Consider the following 20,694-nt stretch of genomic DNA (forward strand, 5'->3'; position numbering starts at 1 on the left):
GTCGGCCGAACTGCCGCTACGTGGAAAGCTGCTTGCGCAGATCGCCTTTTCTCACTTTTCCCGATGGCGTGCGCGGCAGTTCTGCGACTATGCAAAGGTGCTCGGGGGTCTTGTGCTTCGCCACACCTGCGGCGGCAAAGTGGGTCTGAACTGCGCTCAGGTCGAGTGCCGTGTGTTCGTGCAAGACGACTACGGCACAGACCCTTTCGCCGTATCGGGCGTCGGATTGCGCCACGACGGCGACATCGCGCACTGCGGGATGAGTGGCAAGCACGCGCTCCACTTCGAGCGACGAGATGTTTTCTCCACCGCGAATCACGATGTCCTTCTTTCGGTCCGTGATGGTCAGGCAACTGCTTTCGTCGAGACGGCCAATATCGCCTGTCCGGAACCATCCGTCGCGAGTGAATGCCGCTGCATTGAGCGCCGGGTCGGTGTAACCGACAAACAACTCCGGTCCCTTAATGAGAATCTCGCCGTCGTGTCCCGCAGGCAGTTCGCGGTCCAACTCGTCGACAACGCGCACCTGCGAGCCGCGCTGAACGCGCCCGTCTGTATTGGCCCGGATATCAAAAGGTGAATCGGCCCAACCGACGCTCACCGTGGAATGCTCGGTCAACCCATACGCGCGTGTTCCCGTGAATCCGGCGCGATCGGCCAGGGCGACGTGCTCGGGCGTGACACCCGTGCCGCCCAGACCGTAAGAAACGAGTGACGCCAGGCTTCGGCCGTCGCGGCGGCCGGCATCGAGTAGTCCTTGAAGATGGAACGGCGTGCCGCCCGAAAGGCGTACGCGATGCTCTTCGATGAGTCGCGCGGCGAGCGAGGCGTCCCATCGGTCCATGAACACCATCTCGGTGCCGGTGACGAACGGGCGCAACAGAAAGTTGAAGCCCGCGATATGCCCGGCGGGGAAGGGCGTGAGGTAAGGCCCTGGCCCGTCGATGAACGGAATCTGCCACTCTGCACCCACAGTGCGATGAGAGTGCTGAACGCCTTTGGGTGAAGCCGTCGTCCCCGATGTGTACAGCAGCAGGCAGATGTCTTCCTGCCTGGGCGCTTCGGCAGGATGCTGATCATGCGTTGTCGCCGCGAGTCGTTGGAGCGCGCCGAACGTGACGCCGTTCGAGGGCGCACGATCGCCAACGACAATAACGCGTTCCAGATCGGGTGGGTCGCCCAACGCGGTGACACGCTCCAGGTAGTCCGTGCCACACCAGAGGTCGGGCACGCAAAGAAATCGGGCGCGCGATTGCCGAACGATGAAGCCGACTTCGGCTGGACCATAGATATGGACGATCGGCACAAGCACGGCACCGATCTCGAGCGCAGCCAGATACAGAAGCACAGTCTCGCGCTGCGTGGGGAGCTGTATCGCTATCGCATCGCCTCGACGCATGCCGATCGCGCGCAGCGCCTTGCACATTTCTCTCGCTTCGCGCAGCAGGGCCTGCGTGGTGCACGTATAGGCGCCGCCTTGCGTATGAAAATGAAGCGGTGTGGCGCCGTGCCGCTCGACGGCGCGCGCGATCAGCGCCGAGAGAGGAAACTCGCTCGACCAGGGCGCAATTGTCGATTTGCGCATGTTGGGCTTCATGCCAGCAACGCCCGTAAGAGGCTCACCAGTGCAAGTGGCTGGTCAAGCATCATGTGGTGGCCTGCGCGCGGCATCGTGACGGGTCCCTTCGCGCCCGGAATGGCCGCTACGATGTGGCGCGCGCGATTTGCGCTGACCACGCTGCTGCACTCGGCGTGAACGTAGCTAACGGGCACCGCGATGCGGCTCAACAGATCTTCCTCGCCTTCGACCGGCTGGAGATTCCGCAGCTTCGGGTCGAAGCGCCACACCCAGCCGTCGGCGGTTTGGCGAAGCGATGTCTGCGCGAGATGTTCGAGAAGCCACGGTTCGCAATCCTGCTCGGGGATGAGCCGAAAGCGACTGACCGCGGTATGCCAGTCCGGATAGGGCCGCGGAGGGGGGCGCCGTTCCACGGCAGGCAAGCTATCGCCGCGTAGCATGAAATACGAATCGAGCACGATGGCATGCGAGAGACGATCGGGAAAAGTCGCGCACGCCTGCAGGAGACGTGATCCGCCGAAGCTGTGGCCGACCGCGATGCACGGACCCGAGCCGATTGCATCCACGACGGCTACGAGGTCGCGCACGAAAATGTCTGCGCTGTATTCCTGCCTGTAGCCGCTGTCACCCATGCCGCTGAAATCCAGAGCGAAGACGCGAAAGCGGTCGGTGAAGAACGGTGCAATGAAGTCCCACCAATGCGCGTGTCCCAGAAAGCCGTGCGCGAAGACGAGCGGAGCCTTTCCGGTGTCTTCTGCGTTCCACGACACATAGTGCACCGCTGCTCCGCCGGCTTCGGTGAAATGGGATCGGCGTGGCTGGCTCATGGCGAGATCGAACCAGGAGGGGGCACAGACATTCATTGCGGCGCTTCCATTGTTCAAGGATTGTTTCTCACACCAGTCAAACAAGGATGTGCTGTCGATTCGCGTCGATCCAGTCTGTCATCCAGGTCAGTTGGATACCGCGTTCGGAGAGCGAATCGATGTCGACGCGATACCCGACCGCGTTGATCCATTCCTGCGCATTCACCCAGCCCGGTGCGAGTCCCTTCGCTCGCGCTTCGTCCGGTGAAACGTGAGAAACGCTAATCCGTGTGCCAAGAACCTGGCCGAGGCGATCTCCCACTTCAGACATCGTGAGCTTCTCCGCAGCCAGCGGCACCGTCTCGCCATGCCAGCGTTGCGCATCGTTGAGCGCGCTGGCTGCTAGCGCACCCACGTCGTCGGCGGCAATCCAGTCGAGCCGGGAGTCGGGCAGCAATGCGCTGAGCAGCACACCTTCGCGCAGGTGCGGGAACATCGCGCGCGCTTTCGGCTCAGCGAGATTGTCCATCATGAACGCCGGTTGCAAGACCGTCCACGATTCGAAGCCCGCCGAGCGAACGGCTTCTTCGACGTCCCATTTGTCTGTCCAGTATTTCGAGTTCCAACGCTTCTCTTTCCAGCCCGGAAACGCCTCATGATTGCCGGCCTGTGCCACCGAGGTGTGAACGAATTGCGGGACGCCTGCTTTGCGCGCAGCGTTGATGAGCGCGAAACCATGGCGGCGCTCACTGTCGCTGCGATCGAAACCGGGGAGGAGAACGGAAAAGACGGAGCGGACGCCCTCCATCGCTTTTTCGAGCGAGTCGGGGTCGTCCAGATCTCCCCTTACGCCCTGCGCATTCATTTCGACGAGAGCCCGCGCAGCCGCTGAGTCCGGATCGCGTGTAAGGAAGCACACCTTGCGTCCAGCCGCAAGGAGGTGGCGAGCCGTGGCGCCGCCTTGCGCACCAGTTGCGCCAATGACGAGTACCGCGTCGGATGAACCGGTCATGATTTGTCCCGTGGTCGAACTATAGACGTAGGCCAGCCGTGTTGTTGCTGGGCGGATTACGCACGATGCCGCTAACGAGGCGACCACTCATTGCAATGTGGGATCGTGCTCCGAAATATGCGTTCTAATATTAGCACGATGTTCGAGAAAGTGTCGGATTGGTCCTTCAGGGCCGCAAGACTGTGGACCATGGTCAACGCGGCAAAGCGGAAAGACCAACCTTCGACTTTCCGCGTGATCGCACGATCAATGCTGCGGCCGCAGCGTTTGAACGAGGCCGCCTTCATGTGCGACGATCACCTCGCAGCCCGGCTGATAGACGCCGGCGATTTCGTCGCCGCGCACGCGATTGCCCTGGAGGCCGCGCAGATAGCTCGTTTCGTCGAGCCGCAAGACATGTTCGCCATCCGCGTCGCGCACGACGATCTGGTCAGTTGCGATAGAGGTCAATGTGCCCACATAGGGCAGTCGCGGTTCAAACGGAAAAGTGCCACCGTACGGCAGGATGCGCGTGTCGAGCGAAAGGCGAAAACGATCCGAATGATTGCTGAGTCCCGAATGCGGGGTGCGCCGGCTCATCAACAAGACGTCGCCCAGACGGTAGTTCGTGCGGCGCCATGCGTTTTCGGGCACGCTCGCCAGATCGATGGGAATGATCTTGTCGCCGTCCTTCTTATGCAGGCACGGAAGCTTGTGCGACCCCTCCGCCACTGCGAGTCCACCGACTTGCGCATCGATATCGCTGAGTGGAATCCAGCAGATGATGAAATCGAGGCGGTCGCTGTAGATGGCATCTTCGTGAATGAAGTCAAAGCGCGTGCGGCTCTTGTCGATAGCGGGCGGCGAAGTGCGGTATTCGGTAAACGGCACCCAATAAAGCGGTACGTCGAAGAGCCGTTGAAAGAATGCGCGAATTGCGGCGTCTTCCATCACGATCCGTGCGGCGCGCTGCTCGTTCATTTCCTTCACCGGAAAAAAGCTAAAACTTTCGCGTTACTTGCCGGTCCATCGCACGTTTCGATCGTTGCGCTCCACGAAACCGTGGCGCTCGAGGTGGTCAACGAGCAGACCGCGAATGCGCTCGAGCGGCTCGTGGTCCAGTACGTCGCGGAAGAACAGGTAGCCGTCTTCGTCCCACCGTTTTTGCAGCGCGGCGTGATCGCCGAGCAGATCGTTCGAAACGTTGAACTCGCGCATCATCGGCACGATATCCACGATTGGTGTGCTCACAAATTATCTCCTCTTGTCGCAGGGGCGCACTGACGCCGCCTCACAGCAATCCGCGTTCTTCCGAAGTGCGGGTGGTAGTGTCGATGCCCAGTTCCCGGAGCGTTTCGAGTACGGCCGTGGTGGCGGAAGCGACTGCCGGGAAGCCTGCATATGGCAGCGCCTGGATAAGCACACCTTCCAGTTCGCGTGCGCTCAGCCCGTTACGCACTGCAATGCGGACGTGGTTCTTGAGTTCGAGTGTCTGCCGGCTGGCGATCAGGATGCCGAGCGTCACGAGGCTGCGCTGCTTGCGCTCGAGTTTGTCGTCGCCCCATACGTCCGCGAACGCGTAATTGACGGCAAGGCGCGAAATATCGGCACCGAAGCCCGTGGACTCGCTTGCGGCGCGCAAGCCGGCTGCCTTGTCTTCACCCATTATTTCGCCGAATACCTTTAAACCATAGGCGTGCTTTTCTTCGAGGCTCTTCATTTGCGTCTCCTGTTTTACCGCGGCGGCGCGGCTATTGGTGGCGGGTAGCTGCTCAGTTCTTCCCGCCATTCGTTTCGCTGGCAATGGTGACGATGATGCGTGCTAAGATCGCCGCGAAAGAGGATCATATTCTGCATATAAGGGGATCAAAATTCGCAAGCCCGCCACGCCGACTGAGCCAGTGAAAGACGTTGCCGCGCTCGTGCTGCCAGGCGGCTACCTGTCGAGCGTGGGCGCGCTGGTAGATGGATTCGCGCTCATTGCGCGACATGTATTTACGCAGTTCGCGCCGCCGTACCGGCATACGATGAAGACGCGGGTGCGCCTCTTGGGCGCCACGGCGGGCGGCCTCGAGTTCGCCGGCGGGCGAAAGATGGATAGCGACGGCGATTTGCTAGGCGATGCGGAGTACAGCATCGTCTACGTCCCGGCCTTTTCAGTGGCCAGCGAAGAGGCGCTCGTTACGCTGCTCGACCACGCACAGCCGGTAACGGAGTGGTTGCGTTGGCAACGTGCTCGAGGCGCGGTATTGGCCGGGAGCGGCACGGGTGTGTTGCTGCTCGCGCAGGCAGGCTTTCTCGACGGCGGCCCTGCGGCAGTCCCGCGCGTGCTCAGGGGCTTGCTACGATCGCGCTATCCGAAGGTGCGTGTGGACACCGGTGCCACAATGGCCGAGCACGGTGGCGTGTACACCTGCAGCGTGCCGGCAAGCGAATGGCAACTCGTGGCGCGCCTCGTCGATCGTGCGATTTCGCCGCATACCGCCCAATGGCTCGCATCGACGACAGGCACGGATGGCGAGCGCGAGGAAGGCCGCCTGTCGAGCGATGATCCACTCGTAAGCAGCGCGCAGTTCTGGCTCGCACAGCGTTTCGCTCAGGACTTCAAGATCAGCGAACTCGCGGAAATGCTGGCCGTCAGTCACGCCACTTTGCTGCGGCGCTTTACGCGAAGCCTGGGCATGACGCCGCGGGCCTATGCCAGCTCACTGCGTATTGAGTCAGCTAAGCGAATGCTGCGCAACACGCAGGTCTCCATCGACCAGATCGCCGTCATGGTTGGCTACTCAGACGTGCGCGCGTTTCGCAAAATCTTCCACAAATATGTTTCGATGAGTCCTTCTGCGTATCGACGGCGCGGTGCGGACCGCGAATGAACGTGGCCCGCATTCAGGCCGAAAATATGTCGAGTTCCGCCTTGCCGGTATCGGCTGAACGAAACCGTTCGAGCAGGTAATCCACGAAAGCCCTGACCTTCGCCGGCAGATACTGGCGGTGCGGATAGTGCACGTAAATGCGCGGCCCCGTACCATCCGCCTCGTCGCCGCGCACCCTATATTCGGGAAGGACGATTTTCAGTGTCCCGGTACGCAGATACGGCAGCACCACGGGCACTGATGACGGCGTGATGCCCGCGCCGCTGAGTGCCGCGACGAGGCTTGTATCCGGTTGACCTGCCACGGTTAGACGCCCGCGGGGATGGTGGATGAACGTCTTATCCTTCCGTGCGCCGCGCTTTCGCGTGCTTCCCGGCAAGCGTTCAAGATGAAGCGCAGCGAGTCCGAACGGCATTCGGATGCCGACGAATTCGTGTTCGGCCAGTTCATCTGGCGATTGGGGCACGCCCTTGCGTTCGAGGTAGCCCGGGCTCGCGACCAGTACGATGGGGTAATCGCACAACGGACGGGAAACATGATTGGTTCCGCGTCCCCGCGTATGCTGAATACTGATGTCGACGCCGTCATTGACGAGGCTTGGCGCGATTTCGTCATAGCTGATGTCGATTTCGACGAGCGGATAGCGTTGCAGAAACTCTGCGATTACTGGAGTCAGACAATGTCTCCCGAACGTGGGCGTTACGGAGACCTTGACCAATCCCTCTGGATGCTCCGGGCTGCGCCGCACATCCGCGACGGCTTCGTCAAGCTGACTCAACAACGGCGCCACCCGTTGATAGAACTGCCGCCCTTCGCTCGTGAGACTCAGCTTGCGCGTTGTCCGGTTGAAAAGGCGCACGCCCAGTTCTCGCTCCAGCGCTGCGATGCTCTTGCTTATGGCAGGCGGCGTGACCTGGAGGCGGGTTGCCGCCGAAATGAAGCTGCCGCAACGGACGGCCTGAACGAAAGGCTGAAGATTCCGGATTTCTGGCATCGTGGATTAATGAAAATAAGTCACTCTAAAGGTTCCATTCGGTAAACAGTGTAGAGCATGGGCCGCCGCTAGAATCAAAATTATCAGAGGCGGCCCGCGTCGCGCGCGCAGGCCGACAACGAGAATGCTCAGGAGACGACACGACTGACCGCGATGGCGCGCGACGGGCGCCTGTGCCCGCATGTGTCTCCTGCCAGTAGTAGTCAAACGCTCAATGGAAGAACAACACATGGCATTGTCCCCATCTCACCAGCGCTCGCTCGACGTTCCCGGCCGCCTCTTTATCGGGGGTGCATTCGTCGAATGTGACGGCGCTCCCAGCGTCGAACATGTCAACCCTTCAACAGGTCGGCCGCAGGCCGACGTGCCTGTCGCCAGCGCGAGCGACATCCACCGCGCCGTGAAGGCCGCGAAGGCGGCGCAACGCGCGTGGATGGAGATGGGGCCACGCGCGAGGACGCAAAGCTTTCGGCGCCTCGGTGAATTGCTGGAAGCGAACAGGGAGCAGCTGACATTTCTCGGTGCCCGAGAGTCGGGTATCCCGGTAGCACTCCCGATGATGGACATGGCGCTGGGCTGGGTCGATCACTACATGGGCTGGATTGACAAGATCGAGGGTTCGTACGGAGAGTCTTATCCGGCACCAGGGTTCAACTATACGCGCCGAGAACCTTATGGCGTCGTGGGCGTCATTATCCCGTGGAACGGTCCCCTCATGGCGACCTGCATGATGGCGCTTCCGGCAATCGCCGCAGGCAATGGCGTCGTTCTGAAGCCGCCAACGCTCGCGCCGTTCGTCGCACTGCGAATCGCCGAACTCGCTCACCAAGCCGGCTTTCCAGCGGGACTTTTCAATGTCGTGCCCGGCGAGGCCGAAGCGGGCGAGGCGCTCGTGGCGCACCCCGACGTCGGCAAGGTCACGTTCACGGGCGGCGAAGGCGTCGCGCGGCGCGTGATGGCGACGGCGGCGGCGTGTCTCAAGCCGGTCGCGCTGGAACTGGGCGGCAAGTCCGCCAATCTTGTCTTCGAAGACGCTGATCTCGATGCCGCAGCGGTACAGGCTGTATATGGTGCGCTGGGACTGAGCGGGCAGGGCTGCGTGAACCCCACGCGGTTGCTCGTGCACCGAACGCGCTACGATGAACTGGTGGCACGCGCTGTGGCGGTGGCTGCGAGCATGAGGATCGGCGATCCCTTCGATCCTGCAACGGTCGCTGGCCCGGTAATCTGCCAGTCAGCGTGCGATCGTATTCTCGGCATCATCGCGCAGGCGCGATGCGAAGCGAAGCTCGTTGCGGGTGGCGAGCGGTTGGGGGGCGAACTGGCTGGCGGCTACTTCATTCAGCCGACCGTGTTCGCCGATGTCGAGCCAGGAAGTGCGTTGGAACAGAACGAGGTGTTCGGTCCCGTGCTGTCGATCACCCTGTTCGCCGACGACGCGGAAGCACTCGCGATCGCCAACGGCACGCGCTACGGCCTCGGTGCATATCTGCATACAAACGATCTCGACCGTGCGCACGCATTCGCCGAGCGCCTCGACGCGGGCTATGTAAACATCAACGGTTTCGCGTCGATGGCGCCCGGTGCGCCGTTCGGGGGATACCGGCAAAGCGGCTTCGGCAGGGTGGGTGGCTGGGCGGGGATGGAAGAGTATCTGCAGCTCAAAAATGTTTTCGTTGCGCGCAGAGAAGGCAAGCGATGAGCGAACGCGTTTTCGACTATATCGTCATCGGCGGCGGTTCAGCTGGTTGCGTGATTGCGGCGAGGTTGAGCGAGAATGTTTCGACACGCGTGTTGTTGCTGGAAGCGGGCAAGGAAGGAAAAGGGTTTCTCTTCGACATGCCTGCCGGCAGTTTCGCGCTGATGGGCAATCCCAAAGCGGACTGGATCTATCCGACCGAACCGGATCCCTCTGCTGGTGCGCGCGTGACGACATGGGCCGCGGGTAAGGCGCTAGGCGGCAGCAGCAGCATCAACGGGATGGTCTACATCCGCGGCCAGCGCGGAGACTACGATGCGTGGCGTGACAGTGGGTGCCCCGGTTGGGGATTCGATGACCTGCTCCCGTATTTCCGGAAATCCGAGAATTTCAGAGGGCCCACAACCTCCGTACATGGCTCGGATGGCCCGCTGACTGTCTCGCCGCCGCGGATACTGCACCCGTTGGCACATACATTTATCGAGGCAGCCGGGCATTGCGGCATGCCAGCGCGCGACGAGTATTGCGCGGGCGACGTGCATGGATCGTTCATCGTCTACGGGACAACGCGAAATGGCAAGCGCTGCAGCGCGCGCAAGGCGTATCTCGAGCCTGCGCTCAAGCGATCCAACCTCACTGTGACGACTGATGCATTCGTCGACAACGTGCGGTTCGAGGGGCGACGCGCGGTTGGCGTCAATGTCGTCATCGATGGCGCGCGGCAGACTTTCCTTGCACGTCGGGAAGTCGTACTGAGCGGCGGAACGATCGCCTCGCCTGCTGTATTGTTGCGATCCGGCGTAGGCGCAGGCTCGGATCTTTCATCGATGGGTATCGAAGTCGTCGCGGATCTTCCCGGCGTTGGCGGTAATGTTCAGGAACACTGCGGGGTTTCGCAGAGCCGTCTGGTCGATGTGCCGACGTACAACACGATGGTAGGTCCGCTGCGTCTCGCGGGACACCTGCTGCAGTATGCGACAGTCAAGAAGGGGATTCTGACTTCGATCGCCGTTCACGCGATGGCCTACGCGCGCAGTGAACCTGGATTGAACGAACCGGACATCGCCATGAGCTTTTTGCCCCTGGCGATTGGATTCGTCGGCGGACATCCCTCGCTGGCGAAGCAGGCGGGTGTCACGATTGGATCGCAACTGCTGAGGCCCCATGGGCGTGGACGTATCCGTCTGAAGGACCGCGATCCGCGCTGGAAGCCGGTCATCGAGCATGCGTTGCTTGGCGACCCTCGGGATCTGGAGTCGACCATCAAGGGCAGTCGTCTCGTGACAAAGGTGTTTGCCGCGCCCCCGCTGGCGAAACATGTCATCGGAGATCACCAACCCGCATTGTTGCCTGAGAGCGATGATGCATGGGAAGCATACGTGCGCCAACGTGTGGGTATCGGCTACCACCCAGTAGGCAGTTGCCGGATGGGAACGGACGAAATGGCTGTTGTCGATCCACTTTTGCGCGTCCGTGGTGTAGAGCGGCTACGCGTAGTCGACGCTTCCGTCATGCCGAACATCATTTCCGGCAACACGAACGCCGCAACGATCGCCCTCGCTGAGAAGGCAGCAGAAATCATAACGACGGGTTGATCGACGTAACGGTTTGCCCGGCTCGGAGCGCAAGCATGAGTATTCCCATAGCGGTATTGGTACACGGCGGTCATTTTGCGGCGGATTGCTGGTCTGCCGTTGTGAACGAACTTGGCGGGAAGGCTATTGCATTCGATCTACCGGGGCGGGGCCGCCATCGCGACGAATCGCTGGAGGGGATGACGCTGGAGCGGCATGCGCGTTCGGTTATCCGCGACATGGACGATGCCAATATCGAGCGCGCAGTGCTGGTAGGCCATTCAATGGGCGGCTCGGTGATTTGCACTGTCGCAGCGTTGGCGCCCGAGCGCGTCGAGCGCCTGGTGTTCGTTTCGGCCCCCATTGCTCCCCATGGCATGAGCAACATCGAGGCGATGACGCCTGAGATCAAAACGGTGTTATCAAGGAGCCGTGACGCTGGAGATATCGTCCAGCAGAAGCCACCCAAAGACTTCACGCGCTATCTCTTTTGCAATGATATGTCGACCGAACTGGCAGACGCGACCTGCGAACTGGTCGTCGCCGACTCGATTGCCCCGCTGCTGGAGCCTGTGCCATTCGCCGGGGTGACGCCGGCTATCTCCCGCACATTTATCAAGCTGGCGCGTGACGTCTCATTCTCACCCGACGCGCAGGACCGCACGATCGCGACCTTGCAAGCAATCGACGTGGTCGAGATCGACGCGGGCCACATGGTCATGTTGTCAAACCCCGAAGCGATCGCCCGGGTCCTGCTGACGCTAATCTAGCGCGACGGTATCACGCGCCAGTGCCAGTCAGCAGCACGTTGCGTTCATCACGGGAAAGCGTGAAAACAGAAAGCATCTCGGCGAGTCGCTCGGTCTGCTGCTTCATGCGATCGGCTGCGGTGGTGTGCTGTTGAACGAGCGTCGCATTCACTTGCGTCATGCGGTCCAACTGTTCTACCGCCTGGCTCACCTGACCGACGCCAGCTGCCTGTTCTCGCGATGCCTCGGCAATCTGGCTCACCAGACTGGTTACGCCACGAACCTGTGCAACGATGTCGGCAATCGTCTTGCCTGCCGAGTCGACGAGCTTCGAGCCGCCATCTACGGTTTCCACACCCTGCGTGATCAGCGCGTTGATTTCCTTTGCGGCTTGTGCGCTGCGCTGCGCAAGATTGCGAACCTCGGCCGCCACGACGGCAAATCCGCGTCCCCGCTCGCCAGCTCGCGCGGCTTCTACCGCCGCATTCAGGGCGAGAATATTGGTCTGGAAAGCGATGCCGTCGATCACGGAAATAATGTCGGATATCTTGCTGCTCGATTGGGTGATCTGCCCCATCGTCGAGATGACCTGGTCCACCACGCGGCCTCCGTCTTCCGCGGCCTGGTTCGCTCGTTCTGCCAAATCGCTCGCCTGCATGGCGGCATTGGCGTTGTTACGGACCGTCGAATTGATCTGCTCCATTGAAGCGGCGGCTTCTTCGAGACTGCTGGCTTGCGCCTCCGTTCGACCAGAAAGCTCGAATGTACCCGAGCCAATGTCCGCCGTCGCCTGCTGCATGGCACCTACGCCATTTCGCACGTCGAGCACCGTGGCGCGCATGTTGATGCTGACCTGATTCAGCGTCCGGAGCACGTCACCGATTTCATCGCTTCGACCGCTGTGATACGTGGCGCTTAGATCGCCCGCAGCGATCTTCATCGCGGCTTGTGCAGCGACCTGCAACGGGTTCACGATCACGCGAGACAGGAACACGCCTGCCGCGCCCGTCAGCAGAAGGAGGGCGGCGAGTTCTCCCCAGAACGAGATCGACGCAAGATCTTCGCTCCGCTAGCCAGTCCGAGCACGTCTGCAAGGGTGGGCGTGAAGAGCGCGCCCCAGACAGGCTGCGTTCAACAATGTGATCAGGGTTCATCCTCTGCACTGCAATGGGACAAAGGCGATATGCTGGCGACACCCGATATCGAAGTCATATCACGTCATGGAATTACGGCATCTCAGACACTTCGTAGCAGTCGCGGAGACGCAGCACTTTGGGCGTGCCGCTGCGCGTCTCGGCATGGCGCAGCCGCCGCTTAGCCAGTCGATCATGCGGCTGGAAGAGCAGCTTGGCATCAAGCTGCTCGAACGCACGCCGCGCGGCGTTTCCCTTACGCCCGCCGGATCGGCGTTGCTCGCGGAAGCAAAACCGCTGATCGCGCAAGCGGAATTGGCCGAGCGGCGTGTGCGCCAGGCCGCCGACGAACTGGCAAGCCTGAGCGTGGCATTCGTGCCGATGTGCGCGCTACGAATCATGCCGCTGGCCATTCAGGGGCTGCGCAAGCAATGGCCAGGTGTTGATGTCCGGTTGATCGAACGTGGTAGTGCCCTGACTGTCGCGAGCGTGAAAAACGGTAGCATCGACCTGGGCGTGGTCGTCACTAGCGCGGCGGACGTCTCGGGTCTGGAGAGCGCGGTCATTGAGCGCCTGCGCGTGGTGGCCGCGGTTCCGGCGAAGTGGCCCGTGGCGACGCAGCGTTCGATCCGCATCGCGGATCTCGCGCGATATCCGCTAATCATGTTCCCTCAGCAGATGTCGCAACCGCTATTCGCTGCATTCGAAGCAGCGCGACGCGAGGAGGGTTTGTCGCCGCGAGTAACCCAGCAAGCCCGCCATCCCTATACGATGCTCAATCTCGTCGCTCACGAACTGGGCGTGGGTTTGATGCTGGACTCGGCGCGATACTTGCCCGTGGAAGGTGTCGCTTACGTCGACATTGAAGATGTCCCCGCTCCCAGCGAAACGGAAGTGTCACTGGTGTGGGCGGATAGACCCCACAAACCCTATCACCGCTCAATGCTCGACATCATGCGCGAAATCGCGTCGCCGGCACCGGCGTGAGGCGGACGGGCGCTGACTAACTGATTCGTTCTCGTTGCTCCTTTCTGTATTCGTTTGCGCGTCCACCTTGACACCCTAAAGTGGTGTGTTTATGTTTACGAATGACGTTCACAAAATAACCCGCTCGCATAGCGAGCCAAAGGAGGAGCAGTGAGCACCAACGTGGCGAGTCTATTCAGTCTCGATCAGAAAGTGGCGGTGGTAACAGGGGCAGGTTCGGGTATTGGCCGCGAGACGGCGCTGCTTCTGGCGTCGGCAGGCGCGGCTGTGGTCGCGGCGGATCTGAACGAGGAAGCGGCGCAGCAGACGGTGAGACAAATCGAGAGCGCGTCTGGTAAGGCGATCGCGGTCAAGGTGGACATCGGTAACGAATCGTCGATTCTGTCGATGTACGAGACCGTGCAAGCGAAACTCGGGCGCCTCGACATTCTGGTCAACAACGCAGGCATTTATCCGAAGACCCAATTCGTCGAGACGTCGTCCGAGAAGTGGGACAAGGTGCTCGGCGTCAACTTGCGCGGCACCTTCCTTTGCATGCGTGAAGCGATCAAGCGCATGCAGGCCGCCAAAAATGGCGGCTCCATCGTCAACATCTCGTCGGTGGCCTCGCTGCAGCCGGTCATTTTCGACAACGGTGACTACGGCGCTTCGAAGGCGGGCGTCAACAATCTCACCAAGGTGGCAGCGCTCGAATTCGCAGCAGACAGAATCCGCGTCAACGCAGTGCTGCCTGGCGGTGTGGCAACCGAGGGTGCGGCCGAATCGACCAAGGTCCATCAGGCAAGCGGACCGATTACCCAGCCTGGCCGCATGCCGCTGGGCCGCATTGGTGTCGCCTCCGATATCGCCAGGGCAGTGTTGTTCTTCGCGTCGCCGGCGTCGGATTATGTCACCGGCCAGCTCCTGGCTGTCGACGGCGGCTTCCAGGTTTCCTGATCGTTCATCTGCCCGTTTTTCGCGTTGCGAGGCCGCGTCGCCGATGCGGCTCGGGCTGATTTTGCCTTCCCGATTCAATGCGATCCGTTGCGCACACCAAGCCGTGTGCGTAGCGTGCGCTCGCGCGTGCGCAGCACGCTACGCCCTGGCGGCTAGTGAAAACACCGACGCCATTAATTGAACGAATAGTTGCATAACGATTTTCCGTCGCCTACGATGTCCACCAGAGGCGCTGCGAAAGCGCCCGAGAGGCATAAGCCTGATCGGAGACAAGCGATGTACCTTCTCGACAGCGATTTACGTGGTCCTCTCGCGGACTACACGTTCCACTCTCGCCGACGGCCTGGCGAGACACCTTCTTCGTCGGACGAATCGGCTCGCGTCAAGCAATCGAACCGGGCGGCGCGTGTGCTAAGCGCGATGGCGTCCCGCATCTTCGGCAAGATCCGCATGGAAGGGCAGACACGATGAAATCGCTGACTCGCGAGAGCGCTCGAGAAGCGCGCAGGGTGTGGCTCCCCCTCATTCTCTTATCGATTTCGGCAGCGGCGATCTGGCTGCTGCAACGCGACCTGCGCATGGAAGAGTTGGGCCGTTCGGCGCTTTTCGACGTCGTGATGACGTTTGGCGTGCTTGGCGCAACGGCATTCGCGGGCATAGTTGGATGTGCGATTGCGAGTCGCGCGCAGAAGCAGGAAACCGACTTGTCGACAGGCGAAGGTTATTGCTTCGTGGGCGCGGTGATCGGAGCGATGGTCTTTTTTTTCGCCATGACTTACTAACGGTAGAAACCATGAATGAAGAGTTGAGCGCACGCGTGGAAGCGCTGTTGGACAAACAGGCCATACTCGAATGCGTACACCGGTATTGCCGCGGGGTCGACCGCATGGACCGCGAGTTGACGCTGTCGGCTTACCATCCGGATGCAATCGATGATCACGGTGCGTTCGTCGGGAATGCAGAGCAATTCGTCGACTGGGCATTTTCCTATCATACCGAGCATCAGCTATCGCACCACCATATGGTGTTCAATCACAGCGTCGAACTGCAGGGCAATGAGGCGCGCGGGGAAACGTACTGGCTCTTCTTCGGTGAGAATCGCGTCAAGCCGGACACGCTGGCGGTGGGACGCTATATCGACCGCTTCGAAAAGCGCGATGGCGTATGGGCGATTGCCGCTCGCGTCTGTATCTCTGAGGCAATCAACGAACTCACGCCAGCCGAAGTGCCTGCTGCCTGGCGGGGAATTCTGATGAGCAATGGCGTCAGTTCACGAAATCGTGAAGACGTCTCTTACGAGCGGCCTCTGACGACGCGGCAGCCCAGCGAGGTCTAAAGGCTTGCGTAAGCGTCGTGCGACGCTTACGACAGATCAAACAGCATGTCATGAAAGCCAACGTCGGCGGGAGCCGACGTTGGCTTTCAGCTATTGGGCAACGGCATGATCGTGCTGTGGCCCACAATCGACAGAAACTCGCGGCGCGTTGAGGGATCGTCACGAAACGCGCCCAGCATCCGACTTGTCACCAGCGACGCGCCGGGCTTATGGACGCCACGTGTGCTCATGCACTGATGCGCGGCTTCGAGGATCACGGCGACGCCCTTAGGCTGTAGCACAGTATTCAACGCATCAGCGATTTGAACCGTCATCTTTTCCTGAATCTGCAGACGCTTGGCATAGACGTCGACGAGGCGCGCGAGCTTGGAGATGCCAACCACACGATGCTCAGGCAAGTAGGCAACGTGTGCGCGTCCAATGATGGGCACCATATGGTGCTCGCAATAGCTTTCGAAGCGGATGTCCTTTAGCACCACCATTTCGTCGTAGCCATCCACTTCGGAAAACGTCGTTGCGAGAATTTGCATCGGATCGGATTCGTATCCCGAGAAGAACTCACGATACGCGCGCGCGACGCGTGCGGGTGTTTGAATGAGACCTTCTCTTTCGGGGTCGTCGCCTGCCCATCGGATGAGCGTTCGCACGGCTTCTTCCGCCTGATTCCGCGTGGGGCGAACCGACGCTTCCTCAGCGCCAATTTCTGTGTCTCGCTTGTTCATCGACTCTCCTGATCATTCATGCACACCGTGCAGTCCGACGTGCGTGCGCGTTGGCGGCACACCCGTATCGGAGACGTGAATAAAGTGTATATAATTGCACAACGTTCGTAAATACAAACGACGTGCTGCTCGCTGAGGAAGCGGGTCGCACTTACATCACAGGATGAGTACATGAAGACGCGCATTACAGAGTTGCTTGGGATTCGATACCCTATTGTTCAAGGCGGCATGATGTGGGTGGGGCGCGCGGAACTGGCTGCGGCCGTCTCGAACGCCGGTGCGCTCGGCACCATCACCGCGCTCACGCAACCCACGCCGGAGGCGCTGCGCAAGGAGATTGGCCGCGTTCGAGCGATGACGGATCAGCCGTTCGCCGTGAACCTGACCATACTGCCGACGATCAAACCGGTTCCGTACGATGAGTACGTGCAAGCGATCGTGGAGAACGGCGTGAAGATCGTCGAGACGGCGGGACGCAATCCCGAGCCGTACATGCCGGTGTTCAAGTCTGCGGGAATCAAGGTTATCCACAAATGCACTTCCGTGCGTCACGCGCTGAAAGCAGAGGCATTGGGGTGTGACGCAGTCAGCGTGGACGGCTTCGAATGTGCCGGTCATCCAGGCGAAGACGATGTGCCCAATCTCATCTTGTTGCCGGCCGCCGCCGCGAAACTGCGCATTCCGATGCTTGCGTCAGGTGGCATTGCCGATGCGCGCGGCATGGTCGCCGCACTCGCGCTCGGCGCGGATGGCATCAATATGGGTACGCGTTTCATGGCAACGCGGGAGGCGCCGATTCATGAGAACGTCAAGCGCAGGCTCGTAGAGCATGATGAGCGCGATACGGCATTGATCTTTCGCACGCTGAAGAACACCTCGCGCATTTTCAGGAATTCGGTCGCGGAGAAAGTGCTGGAACTCGAATACAAGGAAGGCGCGACGTTCGCGGATCTCAAGCCACTCGTGAGTGGTGAGCGCGGCAAACGCATGTACGAGACGGGTGATACGGAAGATGGAACTTTCCCGGCTGGTCTCGCGATCGGGCTCATCGAGGATATTCCCACTTGCGCGGAACTCGTGAGCCGGATGATCGCTGAAGCACGCGCACTCATTCACGGCCAGCTGGCCGCGCTCGCACACGAGAACTGAGCGTCCTGTAAAGCACCTTTCGAATACGGCTGCCCGCGCACCGATTTCAAATGGGCTCGCGCGGCCGATTTGAAATCAGCCGTGCAAAGTTATGGTGCTGGGCGTGAGGTCGTTCGTCTAACCGTTCGAGGTGAGCGAGCAGCGAGCGGGCCGCGGCTGGCCAAAGCTTTTCCGGTACGTCGTCATAGGCATGGCGGAGCCAGTCGTCGATCGAACCGTTCGGCAGCCTCTTCACTGTCTGGGCGATCTTTGCTTCCCGCGCCAGGCGGTGTGCCTTGATGCGGGCGATCTGATCACGCGCGCGGTCGAGCACGTAGCCGTGTGCGGGCAGAATGAAGTCGATGTTATGTTCAACACAGATCGCGTCCAGCCGGTCCAGCGACGCGAGGTACGCAGTCATGTTGCCGTCAGGGGGATCGATGACGGTCGTGCTTCCATTCAGGATATGGTCTCCGCTGAACAGCAATCCGTCCTCGACGAGGACGAGGCACAAGTGGTTGCTTGCGTGCCCCGGTGTCGGGACGACGAGCAATCGATGCGTCTCGCCATCACCAGCCAGGGCGAGCCATTCGCGCTCGCGCAGTTCGCGATCCGGAACGAAATGGCTGCCTGCCCTGGCTGAAGGCCCGGACGGCAGCCCGAGGATCGGTGGCTTGTTCGCGCACATGGCCTGCAATGGTTGCGCGCCGGGCGCATGGTCCACATGCGAATGCGTGCAGACGATCATTCGAATGTCGCCATCCGTTGCCGCCAAAATCCGCTGGAGATGCGCCCGATCGTCAGGCCCCGGATCGACCACGATGAAGCCGGTCGTGAGCGTGCCGATGATGTAGCTATTCGTGCCTGGTCCCGTCATCATGCCGCCGTTCGCGACGGTCAACCGCATTACATTGTTCAGAAGCGGGACGGCTTCGGTCGATCGCCAGTCGAGCGCGTGAAGCACCTGGCCGTCAGGGCACACCAGGCGAAGCTCCCCGTACGGCGCGTCGCCTTCCATGCAGCGCACGATGCTGCCTGCCCTCAGACCGCCACGCGGACAACTGCTCCAGAGCGGCCTTTCACCGGCACATGCCGCAAGCAACGCGTCGACCGAGTCGAATGAACGTAGGCGTTCAAGCGTGCGCACCGTTGGGAAGATCATCGCGAAGTCGCCCGCAGCGTGGCGCGCGAGCGCGTCAGAAGGACTGACCCACACCGGCTCGAATTGCTCGGCGCCATCCGCGACAGCGGTTTGGCCGGAAGGCATGCGCGCCACGAAAAACTGCACGTCGAAGCGCCGAGGCAGATCGCGATCGGTGATCCAGTGCGCAAGTGGATAAACCCAGTCGGCGGCTAGCGTGAGGCCTCGCTGCGCGCAATGTTCCTCGATGGCTGCGCTTCGGTCGAGCGTCGCAATATCGCTGTCGTCGACGAACGCGCCATCGCTTCGCCGAGCGAGCAACACGCCTAGCTCTTCGAATGTCTCGCGTATGGCGGCCACAGCCTGAACCGCTTGAGCTTCGTCTTGCGTGCCGCGCCGTGATGCGCCGGCGGCGATACGTGCATCGGAGAACTCGATCGCTCCTCCGGGAAAGACGAAGGCGCCCGGTGCGAAGCTCGCATGCGCCGAACGTCGCGTCATCAGCACTTCAATCGCGGGCTGTCCGTCTTGCTGTGCGTCGCGCAGCAAGAGCATCGTTGCCGCCGGGCGTGGTGGAACGGGTTGTCGTTGCGGGTGGAGCAGTTGTTCGGGGCGTACCACGTCACTCCCTTTTGATTCAATGGACGGCCGCTCGTGCGCGGCCTCAAATGCGTTCGAAGACGGCCGCGATGCCCTGGCCTCCGCCGATGCACATCGTCACGAGTGCATAACGGCCACCGCAACGGTGCAACTCGTGTATCGCTTTCACCGCAATGACAGCGCCGGTTGCGCCTATCGGATGGCCGAGCGAGATACCCGACCCGTTTGGATTGACCCTGGCGCTGTCGAATTCTAGCTCCTTGGCGACGGCGCAAGCCTGCGCTGCGAATGCTTCGTTCGCTTCGATCACGTCGAGATCCGCCACGGTCAAGCCCGCGCGCTGCAACGCCTTGCGTGTTGCAGGCACCGGGCCAATGCCCATGTATTGAGGATCGACGCCAGCGTGAGCCCAGGAAACGAGCCGCGCGAGTGGACGAAGGCCGCGTTGCTCGGCCGTGCGACGCGCCATGAGCAGGACAGCTGCTGCGCCGTCATTGAGGCCGGACGCGTTGCCGGCTGTGACCGTGCCGTCCTTCTGGAATGCGGGGCGCAATTTGGCGAGATCCGCGGCGCTCGCGCCGGGCCGCACGTGCTCGTCGGTATCGAAAACGCTCTCGCCCTTTTTCGTGCGGAGTGCTACAGGCACGATTTGCTCGCGGAAGTGGCCGTCATGAATGGCTCGTGCGGCGCGCCGGTGCGACTCGACCGCGAGCTGATCCTGGTCGTCACGCGAAACACCATATTTCTTTGCGACGTTCTCCGCAGTCACACCCATATGGCAAGCGCTGAACGGGTCGGTCAGTGCACCGACCATCATGTCGATCAGACGGATATCACCCATGCGTGAGCCCCAACGCGCGCCAGTCGCAACGTACGCTGCACGCGACATGCTCTCCGCGCCTGCGCCGATGGCAATCTCAGTATCGCCGAGCGCGATAGCCTGGGCGGCGGAAATGATGGCCTGGAGGCCAGAGCCGCACAACCTGTTGAGCGTCAGCGCTGGAGCGTCCGCACTGACGCCGCCCTCAAGCGCGGCGACGCGCGCGAGGTACATATCGCGGGGCTCGGTGTGGATCACGTTGCCGAACACCACATGTCCAACATCGCCACCCGGCAGATTTGTGCGGTCGAGCAATGCACGTACGACTGTCGCGCCTAGCTGCGTGGGCGGAACGCTCGCTAGCGCACCACCGAAATCTCCAATAGCCGTGCGAACGGCAGCGGTGACGACAATCTCATCCGACATGATGGCTCCTTGATCCGACGATCGGTTACGATCCGTACCTTTCGTTTTAAAATATGAATAGCGTTCACAAAGTAGCGCATTTTTTGTTTGATGTCCACGTTATTGTCCGGTGCGAAAGGATGTGATCGTGCCGCGCATTTAGCGCGATATTCGCACCGGATCATGTGTTCGGCAGCAATCCTTCCTCGTGGGTGACA

Annotated in this window: 20 protein-coding genes and 1 pseudogene; 10 read left to right on the forward strand and 11 right to left on the reverse strand. The window is 61.1% G+C overall.

Features of this window, described 5'->3' with window-relative positions:
- Positions 1–16: 16 nt before the first annotated feature.
- From BMW76_RS24670 to BMW76_RS24690, 6 genes are all read right to left on the reverse strand, one after another.
- Positions 17–1,585 (reverse strand): AMP-binding protein, encoded by a 1,569-nt coding sequence (locus BMW76_RS24670; RefSeq protein WP_245763359.1) that lies wholly within the window; start codon positions 1,583–1,585, stop codon positions 17–19.
- An 8-nt stretch (positions 1,586–1,593) separates the two neighbouring features.
- Positions 1,594–2,463: an alpha/beta fold hydrolase gene (locus BMW76_RS24675; protein ID WP_245763360.1), complete on the reverse strand. Its 870-nt coding sequence runs from the start codon at positions 2,461–2,463 to the stop codon at positions 1,594–1,596.
- A gap of 19 nt (positions 2,464–2,482) precedes the next feature.
- Positions 2,483–3,397 carry an NmrA/HSCARG family protein gene (locus tag BMW76_RS24680; RefSeq protein ID WP_090869959.1) on the reverse strand — a complete coding sequence of 305 codons (915 nt, stop codon included), beginning with the start codon at positions 3,395–3,397 and terminating at the stop codon, positions 2,483–2,485.
- A 246-nt stretch (positions 3,398–3,643) separates the two neighbouring features.
- Positions 3,644–4,357, reverse strand: coding sequence for a phytanoyl-CoA dioxygenase family protein (locus BMW76_RS24685; RefSeq protein ID WP_245763361.1), 714 nt, complete (start codon positions 4,355–4,357; stop codon positions 3,644–3,646).
- A 33-nt stretch (positions 4,358–4,390) separates the two neighbouring features.
- On the reverse strand, positions 4,391–4,627 hold the full coding sequence (locus BMW76_RS41980; RefSeq protein WP_245763362.1) for a hypothetical protein: 237 nt from the start codon (positions 4,625–4,627) through the stop codon (positions 4,391–4,393).
- A 40-nt stretch (positions 4,628–4,667) separates the two neighbouring features.
- Complete coding sequence (locus BMW76_RS24690) at positions 4,668–5,096, reverse strand: carboxymuconolactone decarboxylase family protein (RefSeq protein WP_090869961.1); 429 nt, start codon at positions 5,094–5,096, stop codon at positions 4,668–4,670.
- 307 nt (positions 5,097–5,403) lie between these two features.
- Here BMW76_RS24690 and BMW76_RS24695 point away from each other — a divergent pair, with 307 nt between their 5' ends.
- On the forward strand, positions 5,404–6,252 hold the full coding sequence (locus BMW76_RS24695) for a GlxA family transcriptional regulator (protein WP_245763363.1): 849 nt from the start codon (positions 5,404–5,406) through the stop codon (positions 6,250–6,252).
- Between the two features lie 13 nt (positions 6,253–6,265).
- On the opposite strand, the gene BMW76_RS24700 is transcribed toward BMW76_RS24695, so the two are convergent.
- Positions 6,266–7,246, reverse strand: coding sequence for a LysR family transcriptional regulator (locus tag BMW76_RS24700; protein ID WP_090869964.1), 981 nt, complete (start codon positions 7,244–7,246; stop codon positions 6,266–6,268).
- Positions 7,247–7,475: 229 nt separating this feature from the next.
- On the opposite strand from BMW76_RS24700, the gene BMW76_RS24705 reads away from it, so the two are divergent.
- Genes BMW76_RS24705 through BMW76_RS24715 form a run of 3 tightly spaced genes read left to right on the forward strand, consistent with a single transcriptional unit; the run spans position 7,476 to position 11,289 of the window.
- A complete protein-coding gene (locus tag BMW76_RS24705; protein ID WP_090869966.1) occupies positions 7,476–8,948 on the forward strand; it encodes an aldehyde dehydrogenase family protein in 1,473 nt (490 codons plus the stop codon).
- Positions 8,945–10,540, forward strand: coding sequence for a GMC family oxidoreductase (locus BMW76_RS24710; protein ID WP_090869968.1), 1,596 nt, complete (start codon positions 8,945–8,947; stop codon positions 10,538–10,540). The genes BMW76_RS24705 and BMW76_RS24710 overlap by 4 nt, the downstream gene beginning before the upstream one ends.
- A 35-nt stretch (positions 10,541–10,575) precedes the next feature.
- The gene (locus BMW76_RS24715; protein WP_090869970.1) at positions 10,576–11,289 is read left to right on the forward strand and encodes an alpha/beta fold hydrolase; all 714 of its coding nucleotides are present in this window, start codon (positions 10,576–10,578) and stop codon (positions 11,287–11,289) included.
- Between the two features lie 10 nt (positions 11,290–11,299).
- On the opposite strand, the gene BMW76_RS24720 is transcribed toward BMW76_RS24715, so the two are convergent.
- The gene (locus BMW76_RS24720) at positions 11,300–12,262 is read right to left on the reverse strand and encodes a methyl-accepting chemotaxis protein (RefSeq protein WP_281248547.1); all 963 of its coding nucleotides are present in this window, start codon (positions 12,260–12,262) and stop codon (positions 11,300–11,302) included.
- Between the two features lie 226 nt (positions 12,263–12,488).
- On the opposite strand from BMW76_RS24720, the pseudogene BMW76_RS41985 reads away from it, so the two are divergent.
- The 5 genes and pseudogenes from BMW76_RS41985 to BMW76_RS24745 form a co-directional block, all read left to right on the forward strand.
- Positions 12,489–12,659 (forward strand): annotated as a pseudogene (locus tag BMW76_RS41985) (LysR family transcriptional regulator); the annotation flags it as partial.
- Between the two features lie 18 nt (positions 12,660–12,677).
- Positions 12,678–13,388 carry a LysR family substrate-binding domain-containing protein gene (locus BMW76_RS24725; RefSeq protein ID WP_245763371.1) on the forward strand — a complete coding sequence of 237 codons (711 nt, stop codon included), beginning with the start codon at positions 12,678–12,680 and terminating at the stop codon, positions 13,386–13,388.
- Positions 13,389–13,538: 150 nt separating this feature from the next.
- On the forward strand, positions 13,539–14,324 hold the full coding sequence (locus tag BMW76_RS24730) for an SDR family NAD(P)-dependent oxidoreductase (RefSeq protein ID WP_090869974.1): 786 nt from the start codon (positions 13,539–13,541) through the stop codon (positions 14,322–14,324).
- Positions 14,325–14,791: 467 nt separating this feature from the next.
- On the forward strand, positions 14,792–15,106 hold the full coding sequence (locus BMW76_RS24740) for a hypothetical protein (RefSeq protein ID WP_090869978.1): 315 nt from the start codon (positions 14,792–14,794) through the stop codon (positions 15,104–15,106).
- Positions 15,107–15,117: 11 nt separating this feature from the next.
- Complete coding sequence (locus tag BMW76_RS24745) at positions 15,118–15,660, forward strand: nuclear transport factor 2 family protein (RefSeq protein ID WP_090869980.1); 543 nt, start codon at positions 15,118–15,120, stop codon at positions 15,658–15,660.
- A gap of 86 nt (positions 15,661–15,746) precedes the next feature.
- Here the strand turns inward: BMW76_RS24745 and folE are convergent, their stop codons facing one another.
- Positions 15,747–16,382 carry a GTP cyclohydrolase I FolE gene (folE, locus tag BMW76_RS24750; RefSeq protein ID WP_090869983.1) on the reverse strand — a complete coding sequence of 212 codons (636 nt, stop codon included), beginning with the start codon at positions 16,380–16,382 and terminating at the stop codon, positions 15,747–15,749.
- 171 nt (positions 16,383–16,553) lie between these two features.
- Here folE and BMW76_RS24755 point away from each other — a divergent pair, with 171 nt between their 5' ends.
- Positions 16,554–17,531: an NAD(P)H-dependent flavin oxidoreductase gene (locus BMW76_RS24755; RefSeq protein ID WP_090869984.1), complete on the forward strand. Its 978-nt coding sequence runs from the start codon at positions 16,554–16,556 to the stop codon at positions 17,529–17,531.
- Positions 17,532–17,577: 46 nt separating this feature from the next.
- On the opposite strand, the gene BMW76_RS24760 is transcribed toward BMW76_RS24755, so the two are convergent.
- Both BMW76_RS24760 and bktB read right to left on the reverse strand, forming a co-directional pair.
- Positions 17,578–19,272 carry an MBL fold metallo-hydrolase gene (locus tag BMW76_RS24760; protein ID WP_090869986.1) on the reverse strand — a complete coding sequence of 565 codons (1,695 nt, stop codon included), beginning with the start codon at positions 19,270–19,272 and terminating at the stop codon, positions 17,578–17,580.
- Between the two features lie 43 nt (positions 19,273–19,315).
- Entirely contained in the window at positions 19,316–20,497 is a 1,182-nt protein-coding gene (gene bktB / locus BMW76_RS24765; RefSeq protein WP_090869988.1) for a beta-ketothiolase BktB, read from the reverse strand.
- Between the last annotated feature and the right edge of the window lie 197 nt (positions 20,498–20,694).

Origin of the sequence: Paraburkholderia diazotrophica (genome assembly GCF_900108945.1) — a bacterium.
Taxonomy (GTDB): Bacteria; Pseudomonadota; Gammaproteobacteria; order Burkholderiales; family Burkholderiaceae; genus Paraburkholderia; species Paraburkholderia diazotrophica.